This window comes from Bifidobacterium animalis subsp. animalis ATCC 25527, from assembly GCF_000260715.1.
Lineage (GTDB): Bacteria > Actinomycetota > Actinomycetes > Actinomycetales > Bifidobacteriaceae > Bifidobacterium > Bifidobacterium animalis.
This window is the reverse complement of the sequence record NC_017834.1, coordinates 591,757-617,142: the sequence shown is the minus strand read 5'-3', so window position 1 is coordinate 617,142 and position 25,386 is coordinate 591,757. Positions and strand designations below refer to the sequence as shown.

Here is a 25,386-nt window from a genome sequence, read left to right as displayed (position 1 = left end):
ATGTGCAGATCTCGGATTCAGATGAGCACGCCGTTGCAGTGATCGATCTCGTGCTGAATGATCTGCGCGGTCCAGTCGGCGAAGGTGGCGTGGCGAGCGCGTCCCTTGCGTGTCGTGTAATCGACCTCGATGCGGCGGAAACGCGGTGTGTGGCGCTCGCCGTGCAGCGAGAGGCAGCCTTCACAGGCGTCGTATTCGCCGTCGGCGGCAGTGATCTGCGGGTTGAACATGACAGTGATCGCGCTGCCCAGGCCTTCGTCGACGAAGGCGATCACGCGCTTCGGCTCGCCTATCATGTTCGCCGCCATGCCCACGCATTCTTCGCGGTGCGCGGCGAGCGTCTCCTTCAGATCCTGCGCAATGGCGGCGTCGAGCGGGTCGGCTGGGTCGGCAGAGATCGAGGGGCGTGAGAGGAAGCTGGTATCGGTGACAATCGTTCGCTGCATTCGCTCAGTATATCCGGTGTTTGAACGATTGTGCGCAGATTGGCTGCAGTTCGGAATATCAATGCCTCGCACGGTGTTTGCGCTGTAGACCTCTTTTGGAATAATGGTCGTGCATTTGCGTGAGACTCTGCGATGCACATCACATGCGTTACTAGAACGGAATCAAGTTGGCAGAATTCATTTATCAGATGATCAACGCCCGCAAGGCGTATGGCGATCGCGTCATTCTCGACAACGTGACGCTGAGCTTCCTGCCGGGCGCCAAGATCGGTGTCGTGGGCCCGAACGGCATGGGCAAATCCACACTGCTCAAGATCATGGCAGGGCTCGACACGGTGAGCAACGGCGAGGCACAGCTCACCCCCGGCTATACGGTCGGCATCCTGCAGCAGGAACCCCCTCTGGATGAAGACAAGACCGTGGGCGAGAACATCAAGATGGCGTTCGGCGACATCGCAGCCAAGGTCGAGCGTTTCAACCAGATCGGCGAGGAGATGGCGAATCCGGATGCCGACTTCGACTCCCTCATGGAGGAGATGGGCAAGCTGCAGACTGAGATTGATGCAGCGAATGGCTGGGATCTCGACTCGCAGCTCGAACAGGCCATGGACGCGCTGCAGTGCCCGGATCCGGACACCCCGGTGTCGGTGTGCTCCGGCGGCGAGCGCCGTCGTGTGGCGCTGTGCAAGCTGCTGCTCGAGGCTCCCGACCTGCTGCTGCTCGACGAGCCCACGAACCATTTGGACGCCGAGTCGATCCTGTGGCTCGAGAAGTTCCTGCACCAGTACCAGGGTGCCGTCATTGCCGTCACCCACGACCGCTACTTCATGGACAATGTGGCCGAATGGATCTGCGAGGTCGACCGTGGCCAGCTCTACCCATACAAGGGCAACTACTCCACCTACTTGGAGACGAAGGCCAAACGTATGGAGATCCAGGGCGCCAAGGACGCCAAGCTCGCCAAGCGCCTCAAGAACGAGCTCGAATGGGTGAGGTCCTCACCGAAGGCTCGTCAGGCCAAGAACAAGGCCCGTCTTGAGCGCTACGACCAGATGGAACAGGAGGCACGCAACTCCAAGAAGCTCGACTTCTCCGAGATTCAGATTCCGCCAGGACCTCGCCTGGGCTCCACCGTGCTCGAGGCCGAGCACATTCACAAGGCCTTCGGCGACCGCGTGCTCATCGACGACCTGAGCTTCACGTTGCCGCGTAACGGCATCGTGGGCGTCATCGGCCCGAACGGCGTGGGCAAGTCCACGCTGTTCAAGACGATCGTGGGCCTCGAACCGCTGTCAGGCGGCGATCTCAAGATCGGCGACACCGTCAAGATCAGCTACGTCGACCAGAACCGTGCCGGACTCGACCCGAACAAGAACCTGTGGGAGGCGGTCTCCGACGGCAACGACTTCATTGAGGTCGGCGGCGTCGAGGTGCCCACCCGCGCCTATGTGGCCAGCTTCGGCTTCAAGGGCTCCGACCAGCAGAAGCTCACCGGCGTGCTCTCCGGCGGCGAGCGCAACCGACTGAACCTTGCGCTCACGTTGAAGCAGGGTGGCAATCTGCTGCTGCTCGACGAGCCTACGAACGACCTCGATGTCGAGACGTTGGAGTCGCTCGAGAACGCGCTCATCGAGTTCCCGGGCTGCGCCGTGGTGATCTCCCATGACCGCTGGTTCCTCGACCGCATCGCCACGCACATTCTGGCGTGGGAGGGCGACGACGAGCATCCGGCCAATTGGTACTGGTTCGAGGGCAATTTCCAGGCCTACCAGGAGAACAAGATCGCCCGTCTGGGCGAAGAGGCCGCACGCCCGCACCGCTTGCACCGCAAACTCACGCGCTAACCGCAGAGTGGTGTCGTACACCACGACCCATGGCAGATCGAACGGGGAGGCAGATCGCCTTCCCGTTCGTCGTTCTGCGCCATCACTGCGTGATTCCGATTGGAACGCTACGCTCTCCGTAACATTCTTTTGCCCGTTCTTAACACGCGCCATGTAGATTACTCACATTGACATAGAACAGCAGATTACCCACGTGTTGCATGCAACACCGTGCATGACTGCATGGCATGCGAGAAGGCAGAACATGGCAAGCGATACCAAGACCCCGCTCCAACGAATCGTCGACGTGCTCAAACTGGGCGAGCCGTCGCAATACCGTGACCACACCTATATCAACGGCGAGAGCATGTACTTCCCCACCGGTCGCGTATACGGCGGCCAGGTGATCTCGCAGTCGCTCATCGCTGCATCGAAGACCGTGCCGGAAGACCGTCTCCCCCATTCGATCCACGGGTATTTCATCGCTCCGGGCGACATTCATCAGGATCTGCTGTTCGATGTGGAGAATCTGCGCGACGGGCACTCCTTCTCCGCGCGCCGCGTGAATGTGACGCAATCGCAGGGCTCGATTCTGACAGCCATTGCGAGTTTCCAGACCAAGGACCAGCCGGGTGTCGAATATTTCGACTCCATGCCGGCCGATGTTCCGGATCCGGAGTCGCTGCCCAGCTCGGTGGATCTCATGAAACCGTATGCGGATCAGTCCGACTACGCGAAGTACTACGCCACAACGTCGCCGTTCGACATTCGCTACATCTCCTCGCCGATTGTGCTCGGCCCCGATGAGGAGAGCCACAGACTCGACACCGGCAAGCAGATGCTGTGGATGCGTGCCATGGGTGAGATCGAGGTCTCGCAGACCTTCCACCGTGCATTGCTCGCGCTCGGCTGCGATCAGGTGATGCTCGAGCCCATTCTGCGTCGTGCCGGTCTCACACTGCTCACGCCGGGCATTTCCTTCGCATCGATAGATCATTCGATGTGGTGGTATCGCGACATCGACGTGACGAAGTGGCATCTGTATGTGCAGGACACGCCGACTGCCGCCCATGGCCGCGGGCTGTCTTCGGCAAAGGTGTACTCCCAGGATGGCGATCTCGTGGCATGCATGGTGCAGGAGGCGATGATTCGCGTCCCGCAGACAGACTAATCCTCTGCCGGATTGTGTCACGACCTGGCGGCCTGCCTGCTTCTGCGTAACAGGCAGGCCGCCAGGTCGTCAGTGAGTCAGCAGAGAGCACGGATGTCTCAGACGCCATAGTGGCTAATTGCAGGGCTTCTCCCATTTGTCGCTCTCATCGGCCCCGTTATTGCCGGCATGCTGCCCTGCGGCTTGCATCGGCATGCCAGACGCCCTGTTCGTGAACCTCGCCAACCGCTCCTCACGGCGTTTGCGCACGACCTTCGGATGCTCCGGTCCCATGTTCGGCGGCAGCTGGCATAGTCCTTCGCTGATGATGCCGAGCACCATGTCGATGACGCTCGCAATCACCGCGATGATGCATTCGATCACGATATGCCTGAAGAACGGTGCCTCAAAACGGTCGTACAGCATAACGATCTGGCCGCCATACCAGCCGGCGAGCAATGCTCCGGCAATGGCGAGCGCCTTGGACACGATGAGCGTGTTCACACAGCGCTCCGAATCCATGGGCTTGAGCTGCGCACGTTTCTTCGGATCGGTGGTCGTGTATTTATGCACCTGCCACGCCAGATAGAGCACAATGAAGCCGACAACGACCATCACCGCGCTGGCGAGGTACGGGATGCCGGCCAATCCCAGCCCCCGCGTCTCCTCAAGATGCGAGATGCCCATGCCGGCAAGCAGACCGACGAGCATGGCAATCACATACCACCACCATGGAGTTCTGCGTGCTTTCATCGACCGCCTCCCATAACCCACTGTTCGGATTCGACGCCCACCTGTGCGCTGTCGGGCGCCATTGCCAGCAGATACGCCAGTGGGTCTCCGTTATAGCTGGCATTGGGATCCATGGCAGCCCACGGCTCAAGCACGGCAGCGCCGAGATGATGATCCGCCGCGCCCTCCGGTGCATGCAGTGATTCATCCCCCGCCTTGCCTATGGCCACAACCGACAGTTGCAGGGCTCCCTCGTGTGCGGTGTGCAACGCATCGAGCACCTGATTCAGCTGACGCGTCCCCATTGCGGTGCTGAGTTTGATCACGGCGGCATGGCCGTCGGTTCCGTTGAGCGAGCCCACGAAATACAGTGGGGAGATGCCGTCCACTTGGTTGCCCGGCATGCTGTCGAGCGTGACGATGACCTCACGGAACAGCTGCTCGGCATTCGGCGCGGCACTGCGCAAGGAAATGACGGCATCGTGGTATGCCGGGTCGACCGGCAATGCCCCATCATGCGTGCTTGCAGATTCCTCGCCCCCGGTATTCGCAGCGGCCGCAGATGGGTTGGCCGAGGATTGCCGGTTTGCGGCGACCGTTGCGCTGAGCTGTTCGAAGGTGCGCAATGGGGCCTTCCAATGCATGTGCACGGTGACGGTGACGGAGCGGAACACCGGTTGGTTCGCCAGCTGCGCCGCGATGCGCTCGGCAAGCTGCTCAACGGGTACGCCGAGCATCATCTGCCCGATGGCCGCCACATGTGCGGCCAGATCCTCGGCATCCACCAGCTGGTCGTCGTCGGTGATCCAGCTGACGTCCGCCGTCCACACACGCGTATCGTCCTCGTTGCTGCCCAAGTCGATGCCGTTGCAGTCCACGGTTGTCATATTCCTCGCCCTCCTCTTCCCTGTTCGCATGGGCGCATATGCGAGGAAGGCCTGGGCGCATGCGCTCCAGGCCTTCCAGGTTTTCGTTAGAACTCCTGCTGAGGCAGTCCGGCGGACTTCTTCAGCGCTTCCGGAATGGCCACCGGCGGCTTGTCCGAATCCGGGCGGTTCGGGTTGCTCAGCCACACCTTGCGTTTCGGAGCCATCTTCAGATTGGCGAAGATCTCCTTGAGTTCCTTCTCGTTGAGCGTCTGCTTGACGAGAAGGCGGCTGACCAGTTCGTCGAGCACCTCGCGGTTCTCGGTGAGAATCTGCCAAGCCTCGGTGTGAGCGGTCTCGATGAGCTTGAGCACCTCCTCGTCGATCATCTCAGCGGTGGCGTCCGAATACTCGCGCGGGCGCAGACCGTCGAGACCCTGGTCGTCGTTCGAATCGAGCCACTTGACGGCGCCGAGCTGGGAGGAAAGACCATACAGCCCCACCATCTGACGGGCAATCTGCGTCGCCTTCTCGATGTCGTTGGAGGCGCCGGTGGTCGGGTCGTGGAACACGATCTCCTCGGCGGTACGGCCGCCCATCGCATAGGCCATTTGATCGAGCAGCTCATTGCGCGTCTGCGAATAACGGTCTTCGGTGGGCATCACGGCCGTGTACCCCAGAGCGCGGCCACGCGGCAGAATCGTCACCTTCGTCACCGGGTCGGTGTTGTGCAGGGCGGCGGCGACAAGCGCATGGCCACCCTCGTGGTACGCGGTGTTGCGCAATTCGTCGAGCGCCATGCCGCGCGAACGGCGGCGAGGGCCGCTCATCACACGGTCAATGGCCTCGTCGATGGCACGGTTGTCGATGAGCTGGGCTCCCACTCGAGCACACAGCAACGCTGCCTCGTTGAGCACGTTGGCCAAATCAGCTCCGGTGAAACCGGGTGTGCGCACAGCCACCGAATGCAGGTCGATGTCAGGCACGAAAGGCTTACCTTTGGCATGCACCTTCAGAATCTCCTCGCGGCCTTCCAAATCCGGCGCCTCCACGGCCACCTGACGGTCGAAACGGCCCGGACGCAGCAATGCCGGGTCGAGCACGTCGGGGCGGTTCGTGGCGGCGATGATGATCAGATGGGTGTCGTTGTCGAAGCCATCCATCTCGACGAGCAGCTGGTTGAGCGTCTGCTCACGCTCGTCGTGGCCTCCGCCCATGCCGGAGCCACGCTTGCGACCGACGGCGTCGATCTCGTCGATGAAGATGATGGCCGGGGCGTTCTTCTTCGCCTCGTCGAACAGGTCACGCACACGCGAGGCGCCAAGGCCCACGAACATTTCGACGAAGTCGGAACCCGCCATGGCGTAGAACGGCACACCGGCCTCGCCTGCGATGGCGCGCGCAAGCAGCGTCTTGCCGGTGCCGGGAGGGCCGTACAGCAGCACGCCGCGTGGGATGCGGGCGCCCAGCGCCTTGTACTTGGCCGGATCCTTGAGGAAGTCCTTGATCTCCTCGACCTCCTGCACAGCGGCCTCTTCGCCCGCGACGTCGGAGAACTTCGTCTTCGGAATCTGGCCGTCGGCGAGCTTGGCGCTCTTCTTGCCGCCCATGCCGAGCATGCCGCCCGCCGAGCTGCTCATACGGCTCATCAGGAACCAGATGAGCGCGAAGAAGATAAGGAAGGGCACCACCGAGCTCAGCAGGTAGGTCCACATACTTGTGCTGTGCATCGTGGCGGTCCAGCCCTGCGACGGGTTGGCCTTCTCCACGGCACGCACCACCTGCGCCTGCTGGGCGGTCGTGTAGTAGAACTGCACGTCCTTGCCGTAATTGCGCTCACGACCCGTCTGCGGGTCGTTCTTCTTGAAGTCGTTCTTGAGCTTCAACTGCACTTGCTGCGTGTTGTCGACTATGGTGGCCGACTCCACGTCGCTGGCCTGGCTGTTGAGGATGTTCATGCCATCCTGCGTGTTGATCGTCTGCGTGTTGTTTCCGAGGAAGGCCTGGAAAATGAAGAACAGGATCAGCACAATGAGCACGATGTAGAGCCACGGGCGCTGCCAGAACGACCTAGGTGCGTTGTTGTTCCCGTTGGGGCCGCCGTTGTTGCGCGGCTTGTTGGAATTGTCACCGAAGGGATTGAACGGGTTCGGCCTGTTGTTGCGACCGCCTCCGTTGTTCCCCGGCTGATTGGGGTAAGTCATTGCACAGCTCCTTCATACACTTCGGGCTTCAGCACGGCAATGCTGTCAAGGTTTCTGTATTGCTCGTCGTAGTCGAGGCCGAATCCGACCACGAATTCGTCTGGAATCTCGAATCCCTTATATTTCACATCAACATCGATCACGCGTCGAGCCGGTTTTTCGAGAAGCGCGAAAATCTCGACCGATTTCGCTCCACGCGACTTCAGCTCGTTCACCAGCCAGTCGAGCGTGCGTCCGGAATCGATGATGTCTTCCACGATGATCACGTCCCGGCCGCGCACATCGCGGCTCAGATCCTGGCGCACCGTGATCGTGCCGCTCGATGAGGTGCCCGCACCGTACGACGACAGGCTCATGTAGTCGAGTTCCACCTGGATCGACATGGCCTGCGCGAACGCGGTCATCGTGTTCGCCGCGCCTTTGAGCACGCATACGAGTAGCGGCAGCGTGTGTTTGTAATCCTCGCTGACCTGGTCCGCGGCTTCTTGGATTCTCTTCATGATCTCGTCATGAGTGATCAGCTCATGATCGATTTCGTTTTGCACATCGACGATTCGCATGCGTAATATCTTCGCATATGCGAATGACGTGAGCCTTACGTTTTGCTGAATATTTACTGGGAAGCGCAACCTTGCCCTGTCCGTGCCACTGCGAGACGAGCTTGTCCACCGCCGCCACATGCCGTGACGCATACGCCAGACCGCACGCAGCCAAGGTCCGGGCGATCACACGGTAGCGTATCGCCTCGGGCCACCGTTCCAACGCGCGCGCGTCGAGGTTCGCACCGAGCTTGGCATCGGCGAGATGATCTGCCTGCAGATTGCGCATGTTCCCTTCGAATTCTACCGTCTGCGCAAGCGCACGCTCGGCCTCCTGATTGAGCGCTTCGACATCACGGCGCGCAATCCGCGCTGTTCTGGCCAATCGATCCACCATGTCACATCCGGCGAATGCGCTCAGGTATGGCATGAGGTCGTGCCGCACGCGCGAGCGCAGCGGATAGCTTGCCGGCAACGCGGTCTCTAATGGCACCGCATCGCCGTTGGTGGGGTCATCCCAGTATTGCAGTCCTTCGTCTTCGCAGATTCGCGTCGTCTGCGCGCGCGTGATGCCGAGCAGAGGGCGCAATACCAGCACATCGTCGAACAGCTGGGTTTGCGGCATGCCGGCGAACGCATCGGTTCCGGCGGCACGGATCAGATCGATGAGTATGCTCTCCGCCTGGTCATCCTTGGTGTGGGCGAGCAGAACCGCAGCCGCATGCCATCGCCGTGCGGTGCCGATCAGGGCCGCATACCGCGCCTCGCGTGCGGCCGCCTCGATGCCCTGCCCGCGTTCCGTCACCTGCACGTCCACAATGAGTACCGGCTCCAGACCGAGCTCCCTGCACGTCTGGGCAGTCTGTTGCGCCACCTTATGGGACGCATCCTGCAGATGATGGTCGACTATAATCGCGCCGCAACGAATGCCCCATGCGGCGCACACCACCTGTGCGCATGCGGCCAGCGCCAATGAATCCCGGCCGCCAGAGCATGCGACGAAGACGAGCGGGGCATCGTCATGTGGCTTGTGTTCGCCATGTGCCGAGAATTCCTTGGATTGCTGGCCCAGACCATGGGCTTTGAGCACATCGCGCATCTCGCCGATCGCCGCCTTCATAACTGCAGAGTATGCCATGGATGCCCTTTCGCCGTCTCCTGTTCCCGACCAGATTCCCCGGATTACAGGGCCGCCAGCCCCGCCACGAATTCGCTGATGGCGGTGCGCGTGGCCTCGAAGTCTTCGGGATTGTTCACGATCACCGCGAATGCGGCCACACCGCCTTGTTCCCGCGATACATTGCCCGTCATCGACGAGACCTCCTGCAGGCTCCCGGTTTTCACACGCGTCAGGCCGGCAGCCTGTGCCGAGGCCAGACGATTGGCTGCCGTACCGACGAGACCCGGAATGGAAAGTCCCTCTGCCGCGGCCACTGCTCCCCCGACATCCAGATTGCGGGCCTGCACTTGGGCGAGCGTGTTCGCGGTGAGTCTCGACCCGGGAGTGAGACCCGAGCAGTCGGCCATGTGCAGCCCGGTCAGGTCTATGTCGAGCGTGCGCAGTTCGTTTCTCACCGCGGCGGTGGCCCCGGTCGGCGAGTTCTCCTGCTTGGTGGACAACGCCAGCAGCCTGCCGAACTCCTCGGCGAGTGTGTTGTCCGAATGCCGCAACATGAAGGCCATGACCATGGCGAGCGGCGCGGACTCCACTTCGGCTATCGGCGTGCGATCAGCGCTCACCGTGGTCTGCGTGGGCTCGGCATTCACAATCGTGATGCCTTGGGCGCCCAACAGGTTCCGGAAGATGGCAGTGACATCAGCTGCGGTGTTCTGCGAAAGCGTCGGGTATGACTCAAACATGTCCGGGTTGCTTGGATTCGCACCGTTCCATTGACGGCCACCATCAATGGCCATTGAGGAGACGGGCGTGTAATAGAGCGAATCGGGGTTGTTGGCCTCGATGCCTCTTGGCGTGCGATCAGTGCCGAACAACGAATCATCGTATTGCAGGTTCACCTTCGTGACCCCCCGTTGCTTGAGGGCATGGGCCGTGTTCCTGGCAAGCGTGAGCAACCCGGCCCGCCCGTTCACATGATCCGGGTCGCTGTCACCGGCACCGAGCAGCATGTCGCCATTGCCTTTGATCACCACGGTGTCGGTACCCTGTTCGGCCTGCAATAGGAATGTCTGGGTTGGCAGTGTGTCTCCCATGTCGAGCACCGAGGCCGCGGCCAGCGATGTGAGCGTCTTCATTGTGGAGGCCGGTTCGCGCGCCACATCCGCCGCATGATCGGCCACCACAGTGCCGTCGGCCTGCATGATGATTGCCGAGACGTCTGGTCCCACCCCGTTCTTCGCGCGGAGTGCGCCGATGAGCTTCGCCGCCTTCCCGGCATCGATGGCACGCGAGGTGTCGGCATTGGCAATGAAAGGGGCATCGGCTGTGAGCAGATGCCCCTGCGGCTCGGCAATATGCGGTTGCACGGCGGCATTGGTGAGGATTCCAGGCGCCTTGTCGGCGATGTCGGCCCACACGTAGGCGCCGCAGCACCCCAAGGTGACGAGTGCGGTGATGGCCACGGTGAGTGCGCGACGGGCCCGTATGCGACGCGTGCCGTTCGTGGCATGCCTTCCTGCTGTTTGTTTCCTGCCCATGCGCCTTCCGTCAATCGCCGAGATGAAGCTATTGCTGCAACGAGGCGAAGTTGTCGAGCGTGGCCAGCACCTTCAGGCCCCGTGCATCAAGAATCTTACCGCCAAGCCATACCCCGAGCCACAGGAAGAGCACGCCGTTGGCAAGCGAGACCGGCATGAGCACCCAATTCATGCCCCAGTGATCGGTGGCTGCGAGCACAATGGCCACAATGCCCGTGGGCAGTGCCATCACACAGGTGGCGAGCATGAAGGCGAGGGGAAAGAGTCCCTGGGCCATGGCTCGGCCTTGCGGCGACGAGAACGGTTTGCGAATCGACGGCACCGGGTACATGAGGAACGTCGAGAAGAACTCGGCGCTGCCCAACGAGATGAGCGCCACGCCGAAGCCGACCACCGTGCAGGTGATGCCACGCATGACACCGGCCGGAGTGCGCCAATCGCCGGTAAGCGCGTAGGTGAGCAACGCGCACAGCACATAGAAGATCGCCAAGTAGGCCAGGTAGACACGGGTGCGCCCCCAACGGTCCACCCTGCCAGGCACGCCGGCAATCTGCTCCATCGCATAGGCGCGCCCGTCATAGGCGATCCCGTTGCTTTCGCCGATGAGCATCATGAGTCCCATCCACAGGAAGCACTGCCACACCACCATCGACTCGCCATGGGATTGCAGCACGAAAATCACTATGAACAACACGGGCAGCACATATTGCATGGCTTGGCGGGGGTCGCGCTTGAGCGAGATGAACAGGCGCGCGGAGATCGCCCCACTCGCCGAATCCGGCATCCAGTTGAACGCACCGATCGAACGTTCCTTACGCACGTTGCTCTGCGGCTCGCCCTGCAGTCGTTCGCGACGAATGCACCACACCGACGCGGCGAAGCACAGGGCACAGAACACGAGGACGAGCGCCACCCGCGCAATGAACGCGGCGGCGTTGCCACGGGCGGCGTCGAACGGCAACTCCAGACTCCACCCGGACGGCAGCCAGCCCACAACGTCGGTCAAACGAACGAGCCCATTCACGTCAATCGCCGAGAAGTCTTCCTCGGTATGCGTGTTGACGTAGATGTTCGGCAACTGCGCCGCAACCACGACGAGCAGCGTCACCAGAATGTACAGCGTGTTCTTGCCGCGCTCGGTGCGGGTGAGCTGTGAGGCCAGCGACAGTGCCGCCTTGCTGAAGCACATGGCCACCATGACGGCGAGTATGGCGCTCAACACCCCACCCAGCACGGCGCCCGTGCCGTACCCCACGTAGAGGCGCGAGGCGAACAGCAGCGACAGGAATGCGCAGGTGGCCGGCAGACCGGTGAATGCCGAAAGGTAGAGTCCGGCGGTGAGCGTGCGGTCTTCAATGCCGAACAACGAGAACTTCTGTGCGCTCATGGTGGACGATTCCCCAATGAGCAGCAGCTGGATGAGGGCGGCGAAGATGATGCCCACCGTGCCGGTATTCACCATGACCACCCGCAGTACATCGAACGTCTCATCGTTCCATTCGATCGCTCCGCCGGTCAGCATGAACGCGGTGACGCCCGCTCCCGCCACAATGCCGAGCGCCATGACCAACGCCAGCACGTACCCCACAATCTGCCAGGGGCTTTTGCGCATGGCGGCGAACATCAACGACCAGCGCAACCGCACCATCGTGGCGATCACATTGGGTCGCTTGCCTGCGGAGTCTCCATTCGCCTGGACCTGCGGCATGTTCTTCCGTTCCCCCATCGGAGGTGTCTGCGTCGCACTCATGCCCGACCACCGTTCTGATGGTCATCATGTGGCACGGAGACGGCCTCGTCAGCCGCATGCACACCTCCATTGAGCCAGTCGAGATGCATGGTGTCATGGCGGCCGCCCACCAGTTGCAGGAAGCGCTCATCGAGATCCTCACCACCGGCGACCTGATCCACGGTTCCGGCGGCGACCACCTGCCCCTTGTTGATCACGGCCACATGCGTGCACATGCGTTCCACCATCGACATCACATGCGACGAAATGATCACCGTGCCCCCGGTGGAGACGTATGCGGAGAGAATGTCGCGGATGTTCGAGCTTGACACCGGATCCACCGCCTCGAAGGGTTCGTCGAGCACCAACACGCGTGGACTATGGATCATTGCGGTGGCCAGACAGATCTTCTTGGTCATGCCGGCCGAATAGTCGAACACCGGTTTGTCGGCCGCATCGAGCAGGTCGAATGCGTGCATGAGGTCGTTGGCCCGCTCCAGGGACTCGGCACGCGGCATGCTGCGCAGCATGCCGGAATAGACGAGCAACTGGCGGCCCGTCAATCTGTCGAAAATCTGGTCGGGCTGCGGCATGAGGCCGATCTCACGCTTGACGGCGTTGACATCGTGCCACACATCCTTGCCCAGAACGAGTACCATGCCCGCATCGGGCTTGAGCATTCCGGTCATCATGTTGATCGTCGTGGTCTTGCCCGCGCCGTTCGGCCCCACCAGTCCATAGAACGAACCAGTCGGGATGTCGAGCGAGAGGCCATTGACAGCCACTTTGTCGTCATACCGCTTATACAGACCCCGAATGGAGACCGCCATGGACGGGTCGGCCGGCACCGGAGCAGGAGCGGCAATCGACTGTTGCATAATCTGTGTCATATTTCACCTATATCAAGAATCAGCCGTTCGCGGCAATTACATTCACAAATGAACTCACGAACGGTTCCTTTCTCCACCTAATCAGAATCCAGACAGTCCATATCGGACCATCTCACGAGATGGACATATTTAGACAATCTGTCTATTTCAGTCTGTTGGTGGAATCGAGTGAAATATGATCTACCGGTTCAAAACGAATGCTCAGGCCACTCAGCTGGCCATGGCACGCTCTTCGCGGTCTTGTTCGCGAATACGCGGATTCTCGGCACCCGAGGAGCCCTGATGCTCGATCGGCTTCCACTGCGCCTTGGCGAACACGGCCTGGAACGAAATAGGCACATAGCTCAGAATGTAAATCGGGAAGCTCAGCGCATAGGCGAACAACTCACGGTTCGAAGCGCCAATCTGCTTGCGTTCCACCACCATCGTGAGCCCCGCCAGCACCATCATGAACACCATCGACGAGACGACGCCGAGCATCCAATTGAACAACGCGGCGCCCTGGCTCGACCATGAGATGAACCCGCAGGCGGCGAAGACGGTGCCGAGCAGGACGCGAATGATCGCGAGCACTGTGAACGGGCAAATGAACAGCGTCAAGTCGATGGACGAAAAATCGCGCTCCTGGATCGCACGGCGAATGAGCGCCGGGCCATAATAGCGGAACACCTGCAGGAAGCCCTTGCTCCAACGCAGCCGTTGACGCCAACTCTGCGCAAAGGTGACCGGCTGCTCATCGTAGAGGATTGCCGAGCCCACGTACCCGATGCGATCGCCATGCAGCACGGAGTCCATGGTGAACTCGAGGTCTTCAGTGAGCAGATGGAACTTCCACCCCTGATTGCGGCGCATCACCTCCTGCGAGAACATGAATCCGGTGCCACCCACATGGCAGCTGTTGCCAAGCCACATGCGCGAGGCGCTCACGAATCTGGATTCGCGAATGAACCACAATGCCGAACCGGAGCTCACCCAGTTCTCCGAAAGGTTCACCGAATTGCGGTAGCTCGTCAGAATGCGGAAACCGGATTGGTAGGCCTTGTTCATCTCCTCGAAGTAATGCTTGTCGAGGCGGTTGTCGGCGTCGAACACGAAGAACGCATCGTATTGGTCGGAGGCCTTCGAATCGATCATCGCGTTGAGCAGGTACGTCAGTGCATAGCCCTTGCCCACCTGCTGCTGGTTGAACCGTTCCACCACATGGCAGCCGAGGTCGCGGGCGAGCTGCGCGGTGCCATCGTCGCAGTTGTCGGCCACGAGCCAGATGTCGATGAGCCTGCTGGGATAGCTCTGCGATTGGATGTCGCGAATGAGGTTACCCACCACCTGTTCTTCATTTCGCGCGGAGATGAGCACGGCGTACCGCTTGTCCATCGGGGCGGTGGGGAACGTGACCGGCTTGGCAAACAGGGAGACGAGAATGCAGAATCCCTGGTAGGCGATGCTCACACCGCCCACGATGACGAGAAGCAGATCGAGAACGTCGAGTATTGCCATCAGCTCCACTGGCTCCTAGGGTTCTTTGGTTTGGTTCCGGTTGTTGTGGCGACGGAAGGCTTTGCGCCATCCGAATCCGTCCGCTCAGATTCTACCGGAGTCGAAGACTCGGCAGTATCGGTCTTGCGAACGATATCGACCTCATCTTGCGACTCGCCCTTGCCGGGAACTCCCCTGCGCGGCTTGTATTGGAGTCCTTCGCCTGCATGACGTTCGAGCAAGTGCTTCGGAATCGCCATGGTCGGTGATTCCTCCGATTCAGAATGGGCATATCCGCTCGCAGCGTCGTCTTCGCGGTCGCTGCCGTACATCTGCTCACGCAGATACTGAATATGGTCGTCGTCGAAGGAGACATGCGCGCTGGAACCCTTGGCCTGTCGTGGCATATGGTCGCTGACCGGTTTGATCACATGTTCGTTGATCGCATCCGCGGCCTCCACCATCTTCGACTTCTTGTTCGGCTCCGGATCGCTCATCAACGGCATGTCGACCAGCGGATACCGTTTCATGGCCACCTTGAGCAGCACTTGGATGCTGGCGGTGATCGGTAATGCGAGGAAGGCTCCTGCCGCGCCGAATATCGAGCCGAAGAACAGGACGGTGAGGAATGCGATGCAGGGGTTCAGATCCATCGTACGTTCCGAGATCTTCGGAGAAAGCACCAGATTCTCGATCTGCTGGTACACGGTGATGAACACCACGACGCCAATGGCGTAACCGATTCCGCGCTCACCCCAGGCGAACAACACCGGCAATGCGCCACCGATATAGGTTCCAAGAGTCGGGACGAACTGCGAGACAATGCCGCAGAACAAAGCCAGAGGCAGCCAGTACGGCACCTTGATGATCATCAGGAACACCGACATGCAGGCCGCGTTGATCGCGGCGAGGATGGAACGCGAGAACAGGAACCCGGAAATCTGATCCTGCACCACGGTCCACACCATGAGGAAGCGGCGCTGAGATCTCGGAGCGATCCACTGGCACACGCTCCGGCGCAGCTTCGGGCCGGCGATCGAGATGTAGAACGCCACCATGAGCGCTGTCGTCAGATTCAGTATCTGCCCAAGCACCCCCATCGTGGTGCTCACCGCCTGACCTGCGAAATCGGTGACCCATGATCCCTTGATGTTCTTCATGATCTCGCCGCCAAGATCGTTCATCTCGGGCAGCTTGAAATGGGTTTTCGCGTCCACGAAGGCGGCGAACTGGTTGTACAGATCGGGCAGCCCCTTGACCATGGAGATCATCTGCTGCACGAACATGTTGCCGAACAGCGCCATGAGCACGATCACGATGACCAGCAGGCTGGTCAGGCAGGTCACCGATGCGACACCGCGTTTCCAACCGTGCTTGATCAGTCGAATGACCAACGGCTCCACCGCAAGGGCCAGGAACAACGCGATCACGATGTCGAACACGATGTATGTGATCTTGCCGTACGACGTGAACACGAACCAACCGAGGTAGACGGCTATCACGGCATAGAACAACGCGCGGCCATACCACTCTGGCGGCCTCCTGGGATCGCCCTTTGATGGGAACAGCGACGCCACGTCCAGTTTCTGCTTGCTTTCCTCGCTCATGCGCCATATTGTAATAGTCTGCATACTCAACGTTCAGGGCGAAACCACGACCCGTCAGCCCGCACCTGCCTAAATTCGCCATCATCGTATGTGTGCCCGAGTGTACGGGTGAACTCATATTGTAGAAGGCATGCTGAAAGTCTCAATCATCATCCCAGCGTGGAACGAAGAGGAACGCATCGTCGATTGTCTCGACAACGCAACCCGCCAGACGGTGATGCCGCACGAGGTGCTCGTGGTGGACAACCGTTCCACCGACCATACCGCGGAAATCGTGGAGCGCTACATCGCCGAGCATCCGGACCTCCCGGTCAAGCTGCTCCATCAGGATGAGGAGCAGGGTCTCATTCCGACGCGAAACTACGGACTCAACCATGCCACCGGCGACATTCTCGGACGTGTGGATGCCGACTGCATGCTCAAGCCGGATTGGGTGGAAGTGGTGCGAGGCATCTTCACCGAGGATGCCGAGGCAATGGGAGCCACCGGCCCGGTCACCTATTACGACATGCCCGCCCACAAAATCGCATTGCGCGGCGACGACAGCGTGCGCCGCCACACCTACCGCGCGGACGGCGGTCAGGTGCTGCTGTTCGGCTCCAACATGGCATTGCGCGCTTCGGCATGGAAGCTCATTCACGACGAGGTGTGCCTCGACAAGGAGGATGTGATGCACGAAGACATCGACATCTCGCTGCACCTGCTTGGACGTGGACTCAAGACCGTGTATTCCGGCCGTATGATCTGCGGCATCTCCGCACGCCGCATGGACACATCGTTCAAATCGTTCCGCAACTACATGAGGCGCTTCAAGAACACCTTCGCAGCGCATCCGGAGCATTGGCGCAACCACAAGTCGGAGCGCACACTGTACCTGATGTACCCATGGCTGCACGCGATGTTCCCGATCTACCGCCAGTACCTGGAATCGAAGGACATCAACCCGGCCGTGCGCATCTGGTTCCGCGAACAGGCCAAGCTCGCGCGCAAGGAAGGCGACCCGCTTGCCGACCTGCCGGGCATCGAGAAGTTCGTGGAGGAGACGCCGACTGACATTCCCGGTCTCGAGGAGATCGACGAGAATATTGCCTTCGATCCGGATGCCGCACCGCAATCCGAGGATTCCTCGAACGCAGGGGCCACAACCGCATAGTAACCACTCAGCGGTCTTTGATCAGGGGGCGATGTGAATTCGCGTTCGCATCGCCCCTGCTCTTTGCCATGGCTGGCACTTGGTGGATGAAATGGCACCACGGATTGGCCTGAAAAACAAAAAATCCCTTGCCGAAGCAAGGGATTGAGTGGTGGCTCCGAGCGGCGTCGATCCGCTGACCTAACGATTTTCAGTCGTTCGCTCTACCAACTGAGCTACAGAGCCAGAGGCTGGAACAGAGTTCCAACATCGCGACCACGGCCGGACTTGAACCGGTGACCTCCGCCGTGACAGGGCGGCGCTCTAACCAACTGAGCTACGCGGCCTCAATCTTAAGATTCGCTAGAATCATTAAGACCTAGCGACCACGACCGGACTTGAACCGGCGACCTCCGCCGTGACAGGGCGGCGCTCTAACCAACTGAGCTACGCGGCCGTTGTTTCTCGATGTTTCCATCGCGACAACAGATGTAAATATTACTCGATTCTGCATTCAACGCAAATCCGGCGTGTCGAATATGGAGAGGGGCTTCACACTCACCCCCATCGCAAGCCACGACAGCGCTATTCGCTAGAACATTCCGCCCAGCGCACCCACCCAAGCGAAGGAGAACACCCAGACGACGATGCTGATCACAATACCGGCGATGGCCATGCCGCGACTCTTTTCACCAGTCCTGTTGATCTGGGTGAGCGCGACGATCGACAGGATCAGCCCCACAATCGGAACGAGGAACGAGCACACGAAACCCGCGATGCACAAACCGTTCCATGTCGTGGGCTCCGGCGAGTAACCATTGCCGTACTGGCTTTGGTTGTACTGGCCATACGGAGCGTAATTCGGCATGTTCTGCGTGTAGTCCGGCTGCCCGTACTGCTGGCCGCCCCCTTGGGCATATTGGCCATACTGCGGCTGGGCATATGGGGACTGCTGCCCGTACTGCGGCTGCCCGTATGGCTGCTGAGCATTGCCCTGTGCACCATAGTCACCATACTGGGGCTGGGCAAACGGAGTCTGGTTTGGATCTTGCTGCATCGGGGGCTCGCTCGAGCCCTGCGCATATGGATTGTTCGGATCGTAATTCGGCTGGTAATTCGTCATGACTCCACACTACAGGCAAACCCCTCGACACATCCGACACTTATGGCGACGCACTCGCGCGATACCGATAACACATGAGAGCCTGCAAACCCGCAATAGAAACGGGCCCCGGCCTTTCGGCCAGACCCCGCAGGAAACGGCTTCGCGGATGACTACTATGCCATCCGCATGGAATATCACACCGTTTTCATGAGCTGGTCCACAGAGCGTATATGCGCAAGGTAATCTGCACCCACCTCGTCGAACTGCGAGTAGTCGCTGTGGGTATCGTAGTGGTACTCGTAATTGTCCCATCCTGTTTCGGCGAGCGCGCCGAGCCCAATCACCAATCCGCAGATGACCATGATGATTGCGATGAGAGCGAGCGCCGTCGAGATGCCGCCGATTACAATGCCGGCGATGGCCATGCCTCGGCTCTTCTCGCCGGTTTTGTTGATCTGCACGAGCGCGATGATCGAAAGCACGAGGCCGACGAGCGGGAAGAAGAACGAGCAGATGAAACCGGCAATGCACATGCCGTTCCACTGGTCCACCGCAGCCATGGGATAACCGTAGGCACCCTGTGGAGGGTACTGCTGCGTGTAATTCGGCTGCGGAACATACTGTTGCGTGTAGTTTGGCTGCGGAGTCGCATACTGTGCCGTGTATGCCTGCTGAGGGGCCTGCGAGTAGCCGAGGTCTCCGACGTACGGATTGTCGCCATGCTCGTTGGGGTCCGGAGACGAGTACGGTGAGCCGAAGGTATCGTTTGTAGTCATATGCAAAGCATACTGCAAGAACGCACGGCATAGGCGCATATTCCATTCCGCTGACCATTCCCGACGCACTCTGCGTATAACGCCGAGAGAAGACTGTGCATCGCATGCCGCGCAGACGACGTACCGTGGAATCAGGAAACGCGCATATGCGCGGGAAACGAGGTAGACATGGCAGAAGACAAGACCAGTGATGAGCTGACCGAACGCGACATCGAGGATCTCAACGATCCAGACGACAATCCGGATGTGGCTGATGCGGATGCAACGGAACACAATCTACGGCGTGCGGTGATCATCTGCTTCATCGTGACGAGCGTGATGTGCCTGTGCATCAATATCGTGGTGATTCTGATGCTGCAGCGCAAGGGCAAACTCGACAAGGCGGCCGCCGATCTCGACGAGTTCAAGGAGAACATGCAGCATCTGGCCAGCGACAAGAGCCGCCAGATCGCCCGGAACAAGGACGTGCGCAAGGCAATGGACACGATTTCGCAGCATATTCACGAGATTCCAAGCGAGGCGCAGAGCGCCGTGACCCGCGTACGCGATTCCTTCGCAAAATAGGCCGGTTCAACACGGCGGTTTCCGTCGGGACCTGCCCATATGGGCAGGCCCCTTCCCATATGTATTCGCACTGGCCCGACGGACTCGATATGCCCTGCGCACAATGATGGCGCATGGATTCGCGGATTACCCGAGTATGGCCTGCATCGCCTGGTCTGCGCTGAGGAACTGCACGCCATGCATGCCCGATTCGCTCGCCGCCTTCGCGTTCTCGTATTTGTCGTCGAAGAACATGGCATGTGCCGGATCGATGCCGAAGCGTTCCATCGCAATCTCGTAGATGCGCGCGTCCGGTTTCACGCAACGCACCTCTGACGACACGACCGTGTCGAGGAGCAGACGCAGAGCCGGGAATTCGCTGTGTGCAAGCGTGACGAACGGTGTGCTGAAATTGGTCAGGCCCCAGAGCCTATACCCGCGCTCACGCAGCATGCGGAGCAGTTCCGGCATGCCGTCGACCATGCCGGCGAACGCGCGCGTGTAGTTCGCGAAATAGGGCTGCATTGCGTGGTTGAGCGCGACGTCATGCGGGTGATGTCGCGCGAAATCGCGCAGCATCTGCTCCTCGCTCCAGCCGAGATCGCTCATCAGGTCATAGTGCCAGAATCCGTAAGGATCTGCATGATCGAGCAGACGCCGCATGGTGGACGTGTCGACCTTGCCCTCCATGGTGAGCTCCGGTCGCCAATCGAGCAGCACTCCGCAGTAGTCGAATACGACGTCGGTGATCGGCATGTCTTCTCCCGTCCGCCTGCAGCAGGCATTCATATACCAGATTCCTCCACTGTAGCCGCTGGCCGCTCTACTCGCCACGCGCACCGAATCGTCGAGCAATATTCCAATTCCTGCACGACCACTTCCCTTCTGTCGATATCTCGATCCTGCCGGAAGCGCGCTTGCCGCTCGCCCACGCACGGTTACGGTGCAGTAAACAAACAAAGTGGTCAGATTAATGGCCCGGTACCTGTTGCACGAGCATGGAACACGGGATAACATAGCGGCGGTAACCGCCACGGGCAGGTTGACCGACGGATGACGGCGGTTCGGAGCGTGGTAGATTAATGTACCGAAGGATCGGGTCTGCCATACCGCAATCCGTTCACGCACGCCCCATCCTCAACCACAGACCGCTCACGCAGACGAAGGGGATCCATGGTCACTCGCAAAGACATCGCCGAGCAGGCCGGCGTCTCGCAAAGCACTGTCTCCCGTCTGCTCAACGGTGACCCCACCCTCAAGGTGAAGGCGGATACACGCCGCAAAATCATGCGCACGGCTGCGGAACTTGGCTACCGGGCGTTCACGAGCCGTTCGATAGCCGTGCTCAACGTGCCGCCACAATTCGACGAATTGCAGGACGCCTATTTCCAGTCGCTGCAAACCGAGTTACGCAAGGTCGCGGACGAGCAGGGCACAACGCTCACTTTCTTCGGCTCGATAGACAGTCTCATCGCACACGCCGACGACTACGACGGCTTCGTCGCCACCGGACCCACCTCTTTCCAGCGCACCGATCTGGCCCACCTGCGCGACGCACTCCGCTACGGCGTGTTCATTGACACGAATCCGGCGCCGGACTGGTTCGATTCGGTACGCCCCGACCTGAGCCAAACGATGCTCGATGCCCTCGATACACTTCTCGTCGACGGTTACACGTGCATCGGCTACATCGGTGGCGTCGGCTCGATCATGGGCCTGCACAACCACACCGAAGACATTCGCTCGCTCGCATTCAGCGACTGGAGCAAGCGCCTGGGCTTGCCGAACGAGCAGTATATCTACGCCGACGGCCCGTTCACCGTGAGCAACGGACGCGCACTCGCCGCTCGTCTCCTCACCGACCACCCCGACGATCTTCCCAACGCGCTCGTGATCGGCTCCGACCCTATGGCCGTCGGCGTGCTGCAAGCCTTCGCAGAGGCCGGCGTGCGCGTGCCCACGGACATCGCCGTCGTGAGCGTCGACAATCTGCCGATCGCGCAGTACACCGCACCGCCGCTGAGTTCCTACGCCATCGACCTGCACGAACTCGTCTATGCGGCGCTCACCACACTCACCGACGCCATCGCGCGCGATAGGCACGTGCGCCGGCATGTTCTGCTGAGCACCGAGCTTGTTCGCCGCGAAAGTCTGCCAAGCAAATCATGACTCATACGTGCGCATGCGCACTGGTTGGTCATATTCACAGACTCCTCCGCATGACGAACCCGCACACCCTGCACGTGTTCGTCACATCTGCAGACCCCCAACGCGACCAATCTGCACACCCACGCACTGGTTTGTCATATCTACAGGTTTCCAACGCGACGAACCCGTGCACACAGACACGGGTTCGTCATGTTCGGAATGCATGAATCAGAGCATGCTGATTGTCACGGCCAGCTTGAGCGGTTCGTCTGCCGGCAGCAGATACCGATCGTGAACAGGAGCGCCCCACGAGTCGTCGCCGCCCACACCCATCTGCCCTGCGAGCAGGCGCAGGAACATATGACGTGGTTGCGCCAACTCGTTCTGGTGTGTGGCATTTTCGATCTCCAACGAACTGTGCGGCAGCAGGCTGAGCGCGAGCGAGTCGTCGGCCTCCACGAGCAGCCCATGGCAATCGGCGTCAAACACATAGGCCCAACGCACATCCTCGTGATTGCCGGTTTCCTGAGGCACCAGATACGGCGCCATGTCCTCCTGCGCCGTGGTGTTCCAGATGCCGAGCTTGGCGCGCTTGCGGTCACGGTAGGTCTCGGCAGGCCCCCGACCATAGAATTCCAGATTCTCATACTGTTTCGGCAGCATCCACTCCAATCCGAAAGCCGGCAGGCTCGGCGCACCCGCACACCCCGTATACTCAAGTTCGATATGCATGCGCAACTGCGAATCGATACGATAACGAATCGGCACCTGCGTCTGCGCGCCATCTGCCAACTCATACCAGTACTCGCCGCACAGATCTCCGGTGAGCTCGTCGTGGTACACCTGGCCCACGCCGGTGACGACGCGCGCATACCGCCCGGCACCGAACCACTGCACGCGGTCGAAACCGGAGCTCATGCCACGGTCGTTGTCGGTGAGCGGGCGGAACGTGAGCAGTTTCGGCACACGAATCACATATTCACGCTCACCGTCGCGCAACGAGATGACTCCGCCATGCGTGCGCGACAGCAGGATCTCACGCCGCCCAACACGCACTCCGGCGTTCCATCGCCCGAGAGTGACGATCTGCAGATTGTCGTCATCGAACGCATCATTCATCTTCGACCCGCTGCGGCCACTCGCATGGGGACGCACCACGGCCTGTCCCCATGCGATCTCATACCCCGCTTCCGCCCAGGCGGTGTCATGCGCCAACTGCTGACTCACCTCATACACCACCTCATGCATGACGCCACCGTCGGGCAGACTATGCACGTCAGGGAAGCCGATGTCGAAGCTTCGGGCGCTTCCGGCCGCCACCTCGAACTCATAGCTCTTCGACCATGCCTCACGTCCGTCCAGAAGCATCCGCGCCACAAACACGGTGCTCGAGGTGCCTTGGAACGCATTCGTATTGGTCACGCGCACACCGCGCCCATCCGGTTCGAGACGCACGCCGGCATATTGTGCCTTCACCTCTTGCGCCTTCGCCGACACGGTCCGGTCGGCGAACACAATGCCATCGCCGCTGAACTCGTAATCACTCGGCCTGTCGCCGAAATCGCCGCCATAGGCCAGGCGTTCCGTGCCGTCGTCGAGCCGCTGCCATAGTGCCTGATCTATGAAGTCCCAGATGAAGCCGCCTTGGTATTGCGGGTAGCGCTCCAAGGCGACGTATTCACCCAGTCCTCCCACCGAATTGCCCATCGCATGCATGAATTCGCAGGAGATGTACGGTTTCGCCGGATCACTTTCCAGGTATTCGCGAATCTCATCGGGCTTCGCATACATACGCGATTCGAAATCGCTGATGTCGTCGTATTCACGGTTCCAGGTCACGCCCTCGTAGTGCACCGGCCGGGTGGGGTCGAGCTCTCGGCAGCGATTCCCCATCGCGCGGATCACATCGCCCGCGTACGATTCGTTGCCGAGCGACCACGCGACCACGCACGCATGGTTTCGGTCTCGGCGCACCATGCTCTCCACACGGTCCACGCAAGCCGGCTGCCAACGCACGTCGTCCCCCGGTATCGAGACGCCATCGGCCGTGTCACCGGGCAGATTCCAGCTGCCATGCGTCTCCAGATTGGCCTCGTCGATCACATAGAGTCCGTATTCGTCGCACAGTTCCATCCACCGCGTCTGATTCGGGTAATGCGAGGTGCGCACGGCATTGATGTTGTGCCGCTTCATGAACCGCACATCCCACAGCATGTCCTCCTCGGTGACGCTGCGTCCGCGCCGCGCGTCGAATTCGTGCCGGTTGACGCCATGGAACACAATGCGTTCGCCGTTGAGCTCGAGCACGCCATCGCGAATCTCCACATGGCGGAATCCGATGCGCGTGCGCGCGGTTTCCAGCACACGACCATTCGCATTGCGCACCACAGCCTCGAGAACGTACAGATTCGGCTGCTCCGCGCTCCACGGCAGCACCTGTTCGCATGTCGTGGCGTAGCGGATCTTCGGGGCAGACTCCACCGTCGCGCTCCACAGCAGGGCCGCGCCGTCTGCGTGCTCTTCCCATGTGCTGAGCCGCAGCTCCACATTGGCCGCACACCACGCCCCGTCGAGATCGAGTTCGACGGCGAGCTCACCGCACTGCGCATCCACATTCCAATCCGCATGCGCAAGCATGTCGCGAACATGGGCGTGAGGTCGCACCTCCAGCTCCACGTCGCGGAACAATCCGTGGAAACGCCAGGAATCCTGGTCTTCCAGCCAACTCGCACTCGAGTATTGGAAGCACGCCACGGCAAGCAGATTCTCCCCCGCATGCAGCGCCTCGGTCACATCGAACTCGCTGGGGGTGTAGGAATCCTCTGCGTACCCCACGAACACGCCGTTGAGCCACACGTAGATCGCCGTCACCGCACCGTGGAAGGTCAGACTCACGCGCTCCCCGCGGGACAGCGCCTCGCCCACGCGATCATCGGCAGTGAACGCACGCCGGTACAGTGCGACCAGATTGTCTGTGGGAACGGAGGGTGCCTGCGGATTTTCATGGCCATCCCACGGATATTGGATGTTCACATATTGCGGACGCATGAGCCCCTGCATCTCCAGACACCCCGGCACCTGCACACGGGTGAAGTCGCCATCGGCGAAGCTGCGCGATGCGAATGCCGGCGGAAGGTGGGCGTGCTGCCAATGCTCATCCAAGCTCTCCGTGGGGAGCCGATCCAAGTGCGAGGGCACCACCTTCACCGCCCATTCGCCGTCGAGGTGCTGCTTCAACGCGCCGGACTGATCGTCGGCGCAATTGTGGTCGGTATGCCCCGGCAGCCGGTTGACCGCGAACACACGGGGATCGGTCAGCCACGCCGCCGTCGGCTCTTCGGATTGCAGAGCTCCATCAGTGGACGGCACATCATTGCGCGGGGGCTCGGTCGCCTTCTCCTCTGCGACTTCCTGCAAGGTCTCCTCGTTCATCGTTGCTCCTGACTCGCATTTGACCGCGGTACCAACGCTGGTACCGTCGGCTCTGTACTTCGGTGTACTACGCAATAGTAAACTATTTACCAATATCACGCAACAAGAATTCAGCATATTGCGCAATCTCTTC

General features: G+C 60.5%; 20 protein-coding genes and 3 tRNA genes. 5 read left to right on the top strand and 18 right to left on the bottom strand.

Features of this window, described 5'->3' with window-relative positions; genetic code table 11:
• Positions 1–17: 17 nt before the first annotated feature.
• On the bottom strand, positions 18–446 hold the full coding sequence (locus BANAN_RS02600) for a peptide deformylase (protein ID WP_014697393.1): 429 nt from the start codon (positions 444–446) through the stop codon (positions 18–20).
• 167 nt (positions 447–613) lie between these two features.
• Between BANAN_RS02600 and ettA the strand changes: the two genes are divergently transcribed.
• Together ettA and BANAN_RS02590 are read left to right on the top strand one after the other, a co-directional pair.
• A complete protein-coding gene (gene ettA / locus BANAN_RS02595; RefSeq protein WP_014697392.1) occupies positions 614–2,290 on the top strand; it encodes an energy-dependent translational throttle protein EttA in 1,677 nt (558 codons plus the stop codon).
• Positions 2,291–2,534: 244 nt separating this feature from the next.
• Complete coding sequence (locus BANAN_RS02590; RefSeq protein WP_041776963.1) at positions 2,535–3,440, top strand: acyl-CoA thioesterase; 906 nt, start codon at positions 2,535–2,537, stop codon at positions 3,438–3,440.
• Positions 3,441–3,554: 114 nt separating this feature from the next.
• Here the strand turns inward: BANAN_RS02590 and BANAN_RS02585 are convergent, their stop codons facing one another.
• The 10 genes from BANAN_RS02585 to BANAN_RS02540 all read right to left on the bottom strand — a co-directional run bounded on the left by BANAN_RS02585 (position 3,555) and on the right by BANAN_RS02540 (position 16,117).
• A complete protein-coding gene (locus BANAN_RS02585; protein ID WP_014697390.1) occupies positions 3,555–4,172 on the bottom strand; it encodes a DUF3180 domain-containing protein in 618 nt (205 codons plus the stop codon).
• The gene (locus tag BANAN_RS02580; protein ID WP_014697389.1) at positions 4,169–5,038 is read right to left on the bottom strand and encodes a hypothetical protein; all 870 of its coding nucleotides are present in this window, start codon (positions 5,036–5,038) and stop codon (positions 4,169–4,171) included. Before BANAN_RS02580 ends, BANAN_RS02585 begins: the two co-directional genes overlap by 4 nt.
• 86 nt (positions 5,039–5,124) lie before the next feature.
• A complete protein-coding gene (gene ftsH, locus BANAN_RS02575; RefSeq protein ID WP_014697388.1) occupies positions 5,125–7,221 on the bottom strand; it encodes an ATP-dependent zinc metalloprotease FtsH in 2,097 nt (698 codons plus the stop codon).
• Positions 7,218–7,781 (bottom strand): hypoxanthine phosphoribosyltransferase, encoded by a 564-nt coding sequence (hpt, locus tag BANAN_RS02570; protein WP_014697387.1) that lies wholly within the window; start codon positions 7,779–7,781, stop codon positions 7,218–7,220. Before hpt ends, ftsH begins: the two co-directional genes overlap by 4 nt.
• Positions 7,744–8,898 carry a tRNA lysidine(34) synthetase TilS gene (gene tilS / locus BANAN_RS02565; protein ID WP_041776962.1) on the bottom strand — a complete coding sequence of 385 codons (1,155 nt, stop codon included), beginning with the start codon at positions 8,896–8,898 and terminating at the stop codon, positions 7,744–7,746. The genes hpt and tilS overlap by 38 nt, the downstream gene beginning before the upstream one ends.
• Before the next feature lie 44 nt (positions 8,899–8,942).
• Positions 8,943–10,415: a D-alanyl-D-alanine carboxypeptidase/D-alanyl-D-alanine-endopeptidase gene (locus tag BANAN_RS02560; protein WP_014697385.1), complete on the bottom strand. Its 1,473-nt coding sequence runs from the start codon at positions 10,413–10,415 to the stop codon at positions 8,943–8,945.
• 28 nt (positions 10,416–10,443) lie between these two features.
• On the bottom strand, positions 10,444–12,165 hold the full coding sequence (locus tag BANAN_RS02555; protein ID WP_050858001.1) for a hypothetical protein: 1,722 nt from the start codon (positions 12,163–12,165) through the stop codon (positions 10,444–10,446).
• Entirely contained in the window at positions 12,162–13,034 is an 873-nt protein-coding gene (locus BANAN_RS02550; protein WP_014697383.1) for an ABC transporter ATP-binding protein, read from the bottom strand. Before BANAN_RS02550 ends, BANAN_RS02555 begins: the two co-directional genes overlap by 4 nt.
• A 210-nt stretch (positions 13,035–13,244) precedes the next feature.
• Positions 13,245–14,531, bottom strand: a complete 1,287-nt coding sequence (locus BANAN_RS02545) for a glycosyltransferase family 2 protein (protein WP_014697382.1) — start codon at positions 14,529–14,531, stop codon at positions 13,245–13,247.
• A complete protein-coding gene (locus BANAN_RS02540; protein ID WP_014697381.1) occupies positions 14,531–16,117 on the bottom strand; it encodes an AI-2E family transporter in 1,587 nt (528 codons plus the stop codon). Before BANAN_RS02540 ends, BANAN_RS02545 begins: the two co-directional genes overlap by 1 nt.
• Positions 16,118–16,247: 130 nt before the next feature.
• Here BANAN_RS02540 and BANAN_RS02535 point away from each other — a divergent pair, with 130 nt between their 5' ends.
• On the top strand, positions 16,248–17,270 hold the full coding sequence (locus BANAN_RS02535; RefSeq protein ID WP_014697380.1) for a glycosyltransferase family 2 protein: 1,023 nt from the start codon (positions 16,248–16,250) through the stop codon (positions 17,268–17,270).
• A 149-nt stretch (positions 17,271–17,419) separates the two neighbouring features.
• On the opposite strand, the gene BANAN_RS02530 is transcribed toward BANAN_RS02535, so the two are convergent.
• From BANAN_RS02530 to BANAN_RS02510, 5 genes are all read right to left on the bottom strand, one after another.
• Positions 17,420–17,495, bottom strand: a tRNA-Phe gene (locus tag BANAN_RS02530).
• A 27-nt stretch (positions 17,496–17,522) separates the two neighbouring features.
• Positions 17,523–17,596 (bottom strand) — tRNA-Asp (locus BANAN_RS02525).
• A gap of 36 nt (positions 17,597–17,632) precedes the next feature.
• A tRNA-Asp gene (locus BANAN_RS02520) sits at positions 17,633–17,706 on the bottom strand.
• A 135-nt stretch (positions 17,707–17,841) separates the two neighbouring features.
• Positions 17,842–18,372, bottom strand: a complete 531-nt coding sequence (locus tag BANAN_RS02515) for a DUF4190 domain-containing protein (protein WP_014697379.1) — start codon at positions 18,370–18,372, stop codon at positions 17,842–17,844.
• Positions 18,373–18,548: 176 nt separating this feature from the next.
• Positions 18,549–19,169 (bottom strand): DUF4190 domain-containing protein, encoded by a 621-nt coding sequence (locus BANAN_RS02510; protein ID WP_014697378.1) that lies wholly within the window; start codon positions 19,167–19,169, stop codon positions 18,549–18,551.
• 129 nt (positions 19,170–19,298) lie between these two features.
• On the opposite strand from BANAN_RS02510, the gene BANAN_RS02505 reads away from it, so the two are divergent.
• Entirely contained in the window at positions 19,299–19,694 is a 396-nt protein-coding gene (locus BANAN_RS02505) for a hypothetical protein (protein WP_014697377.1), read from the top strand.
• A 126-nt stretch (positions 19,695–19,820) separates the two neighbouring features.
• On the opposite strand, the gene BANAN_RS02500 is transcribed toward BANAN_RS02505, so the two are convergent.
• Complete coding sequence (locus BANAN_RS02500) at positions 19,821–20,429, bottom strand: HAD family hydrolase (RefSeq protein ID WP_014697376.1); 609 nt, start codon at positions 20,427–20,429, stop codon at positions 19,821–19,823.
• A gap of 417 nt (positions 20,430–20,846) precedes the next feature.
• Here BANAN_RS02500 and BANAN_RS02495 point away from each other — a divergent pair, with 417 nt between their 5' ends.
• Complete coding sequence (locus tag BANAN_RS02495) at positions 20,847–21,842, top strand: LacI family DNA-binding transcriptional regulator (RefSeq protein WP_014697375.1); 996 nt, start codon at positions 20,847–20,849, stop codon at positions 21,840–21,842.
• Between the two features lie 207 nt (positions 21,843–22,049).
• On the opposite strand, the gene lacZ is transcribed toward BANAN_RS02495, so the two are convergent.
• Positions 22,050–25,253 carry a beta-galactosidase, LacZ type gene (gene lacZ / locus BANAN_RS02490; protein ID WP_014697374.1) on the bottom strand — a complete coding sequence of 1,068 codons (3,204 nt, stop codon included), beginning with the start codon at positions 25,251–25,253 and terminating at the stop codon, positions 22,050–22,052.
• Positions 25,254–25,386: the final 133 nt, after the last annotated feature.

Coding starts and splice junctions, on each gene's coding strand:
- BANAN_RS02600 (WP_014697393.1), bottom strand. CDS start 446: ATGCAGCGAACGATTGTCACCGATACCAGCTTCCTCTCACGCCCCTCG.
- BANAN_RS02590 (WP_041776963.1), top strand. CDS start 2,535: ATGGCAAGCGATACCAAGACCCCGCTCCAACGAATCGTCGACGTGCTC.
- BANAN_RS02585 (WP_014697390.1), bottom strand. CDS start 4,172: ATGAAAGCACGCAGAACTCCATGGTGGTGGTATGTGATTGCCATGCTC.
- BANAN_RS02580 (WP_014697389.1), bottom strand. CDS start 5,038: ATGACAACCGTGGACTGCAACGGCATCGACTTGGGCAGCAACGAGGAC.
- ftsH (WP_014697388.1), bottom strand. CDS start 7,221: ATGACTTACCCCAATCAGCCGGGGAACAACGGAGGCGGTCGCAACAAC.
- hpt (WP_014697387.1), bottom strand. CDS start 7,781: ATGCGAATCGTCGATGTGCAAAACGAAATCGATCATGAGCTGATCACT.
- tilS (WP_041776962.1), bottom strand. CDS start 8,898: ATGGCATACTCTGCAGTTATGAAGGCGGCGATCGGCGAGATGCGCGAT.
- BANAN_RS02560 (WP_014697385.1), bottom strand. CDS start 10,415: ATGGGCAGGAAACAAACAGCAGGAAGGCATGCCACGAACGGCACGCGT.
- BANAN_RS02555 (WP_050858001.1), bottom strand. CDS start 12,165: ATGAGTGCGACGCAGACACCTCCGATGGGGGAACGGAAGAACATGCCG.
- BANAN_RS02550 (WP_014697383.1), bottom strand. CDS start 13,034: ATGACACAGATTATGCAACAGTCGATTGCCGCTCCTGCTCCGGTGCCG.
- BANAN_RS02545 (WP_014697382.1), bottom strand. CDS start 14,531: ATGGCAATACTCGACGTTCTCGATCTGCTTCTCGTCATCGTGGGCGGT.
- BANAN_RS02540 (WP_014697381.1), bottom strand. CDS start 16,117: ATGAGCGAGGAAAGCAAGCAGAAACTGGACGTGGCGTCGCTGTTCCCA.
- BANAN_RS02535 (WP_014697380.1), top strand. CDS start 16,248: ATGCTGAAAGTCTCAATCATCATCCCAGCGTGGAACGAAGAGGAACGC.
- BANAN_RS02515 (WP_014697379.1), bottom strand. CDS start 18,372: ATGACGAATTACCAGCCGAATTACGATCCGAACAATCCATATGCGCAG.
- BANAN_RS02510 (WP_014697378.1), bottom strand. CDS start 19,169: ATGCGCCTATGCCGTGCGTTCTTGCAGTATGCTTTGCATATGACTACA.
- BANAN_RS02505 (WP_014697377.1), top strand. CDS start 19,299: ATGGCAGAAGACAAGACCAGTGATGAGCTGACCGAACGCGACATCGAG.
- BANAN_RS02500 (WP_014697376.1), bottom strand. CDS start 20,429: ATGCCGATCACCGACGTCGTATTCGACTACTGCGGAGTGCTGCTCGAT.
- BANAN_RS02495 (WP_014697375.1), top strand. CDS start 20,847: ATGGTCACTCGCAAAGACATCGCCGAGCAGGCCGGCGTCTCGCAAAGC.
- lacZ (WP_014697374.1), bottom strand. CDS start 25,253: ATGAACGAGGAGACCTTGCAGGAAGTCGCAGAGGAGAAGGCGACCGAG.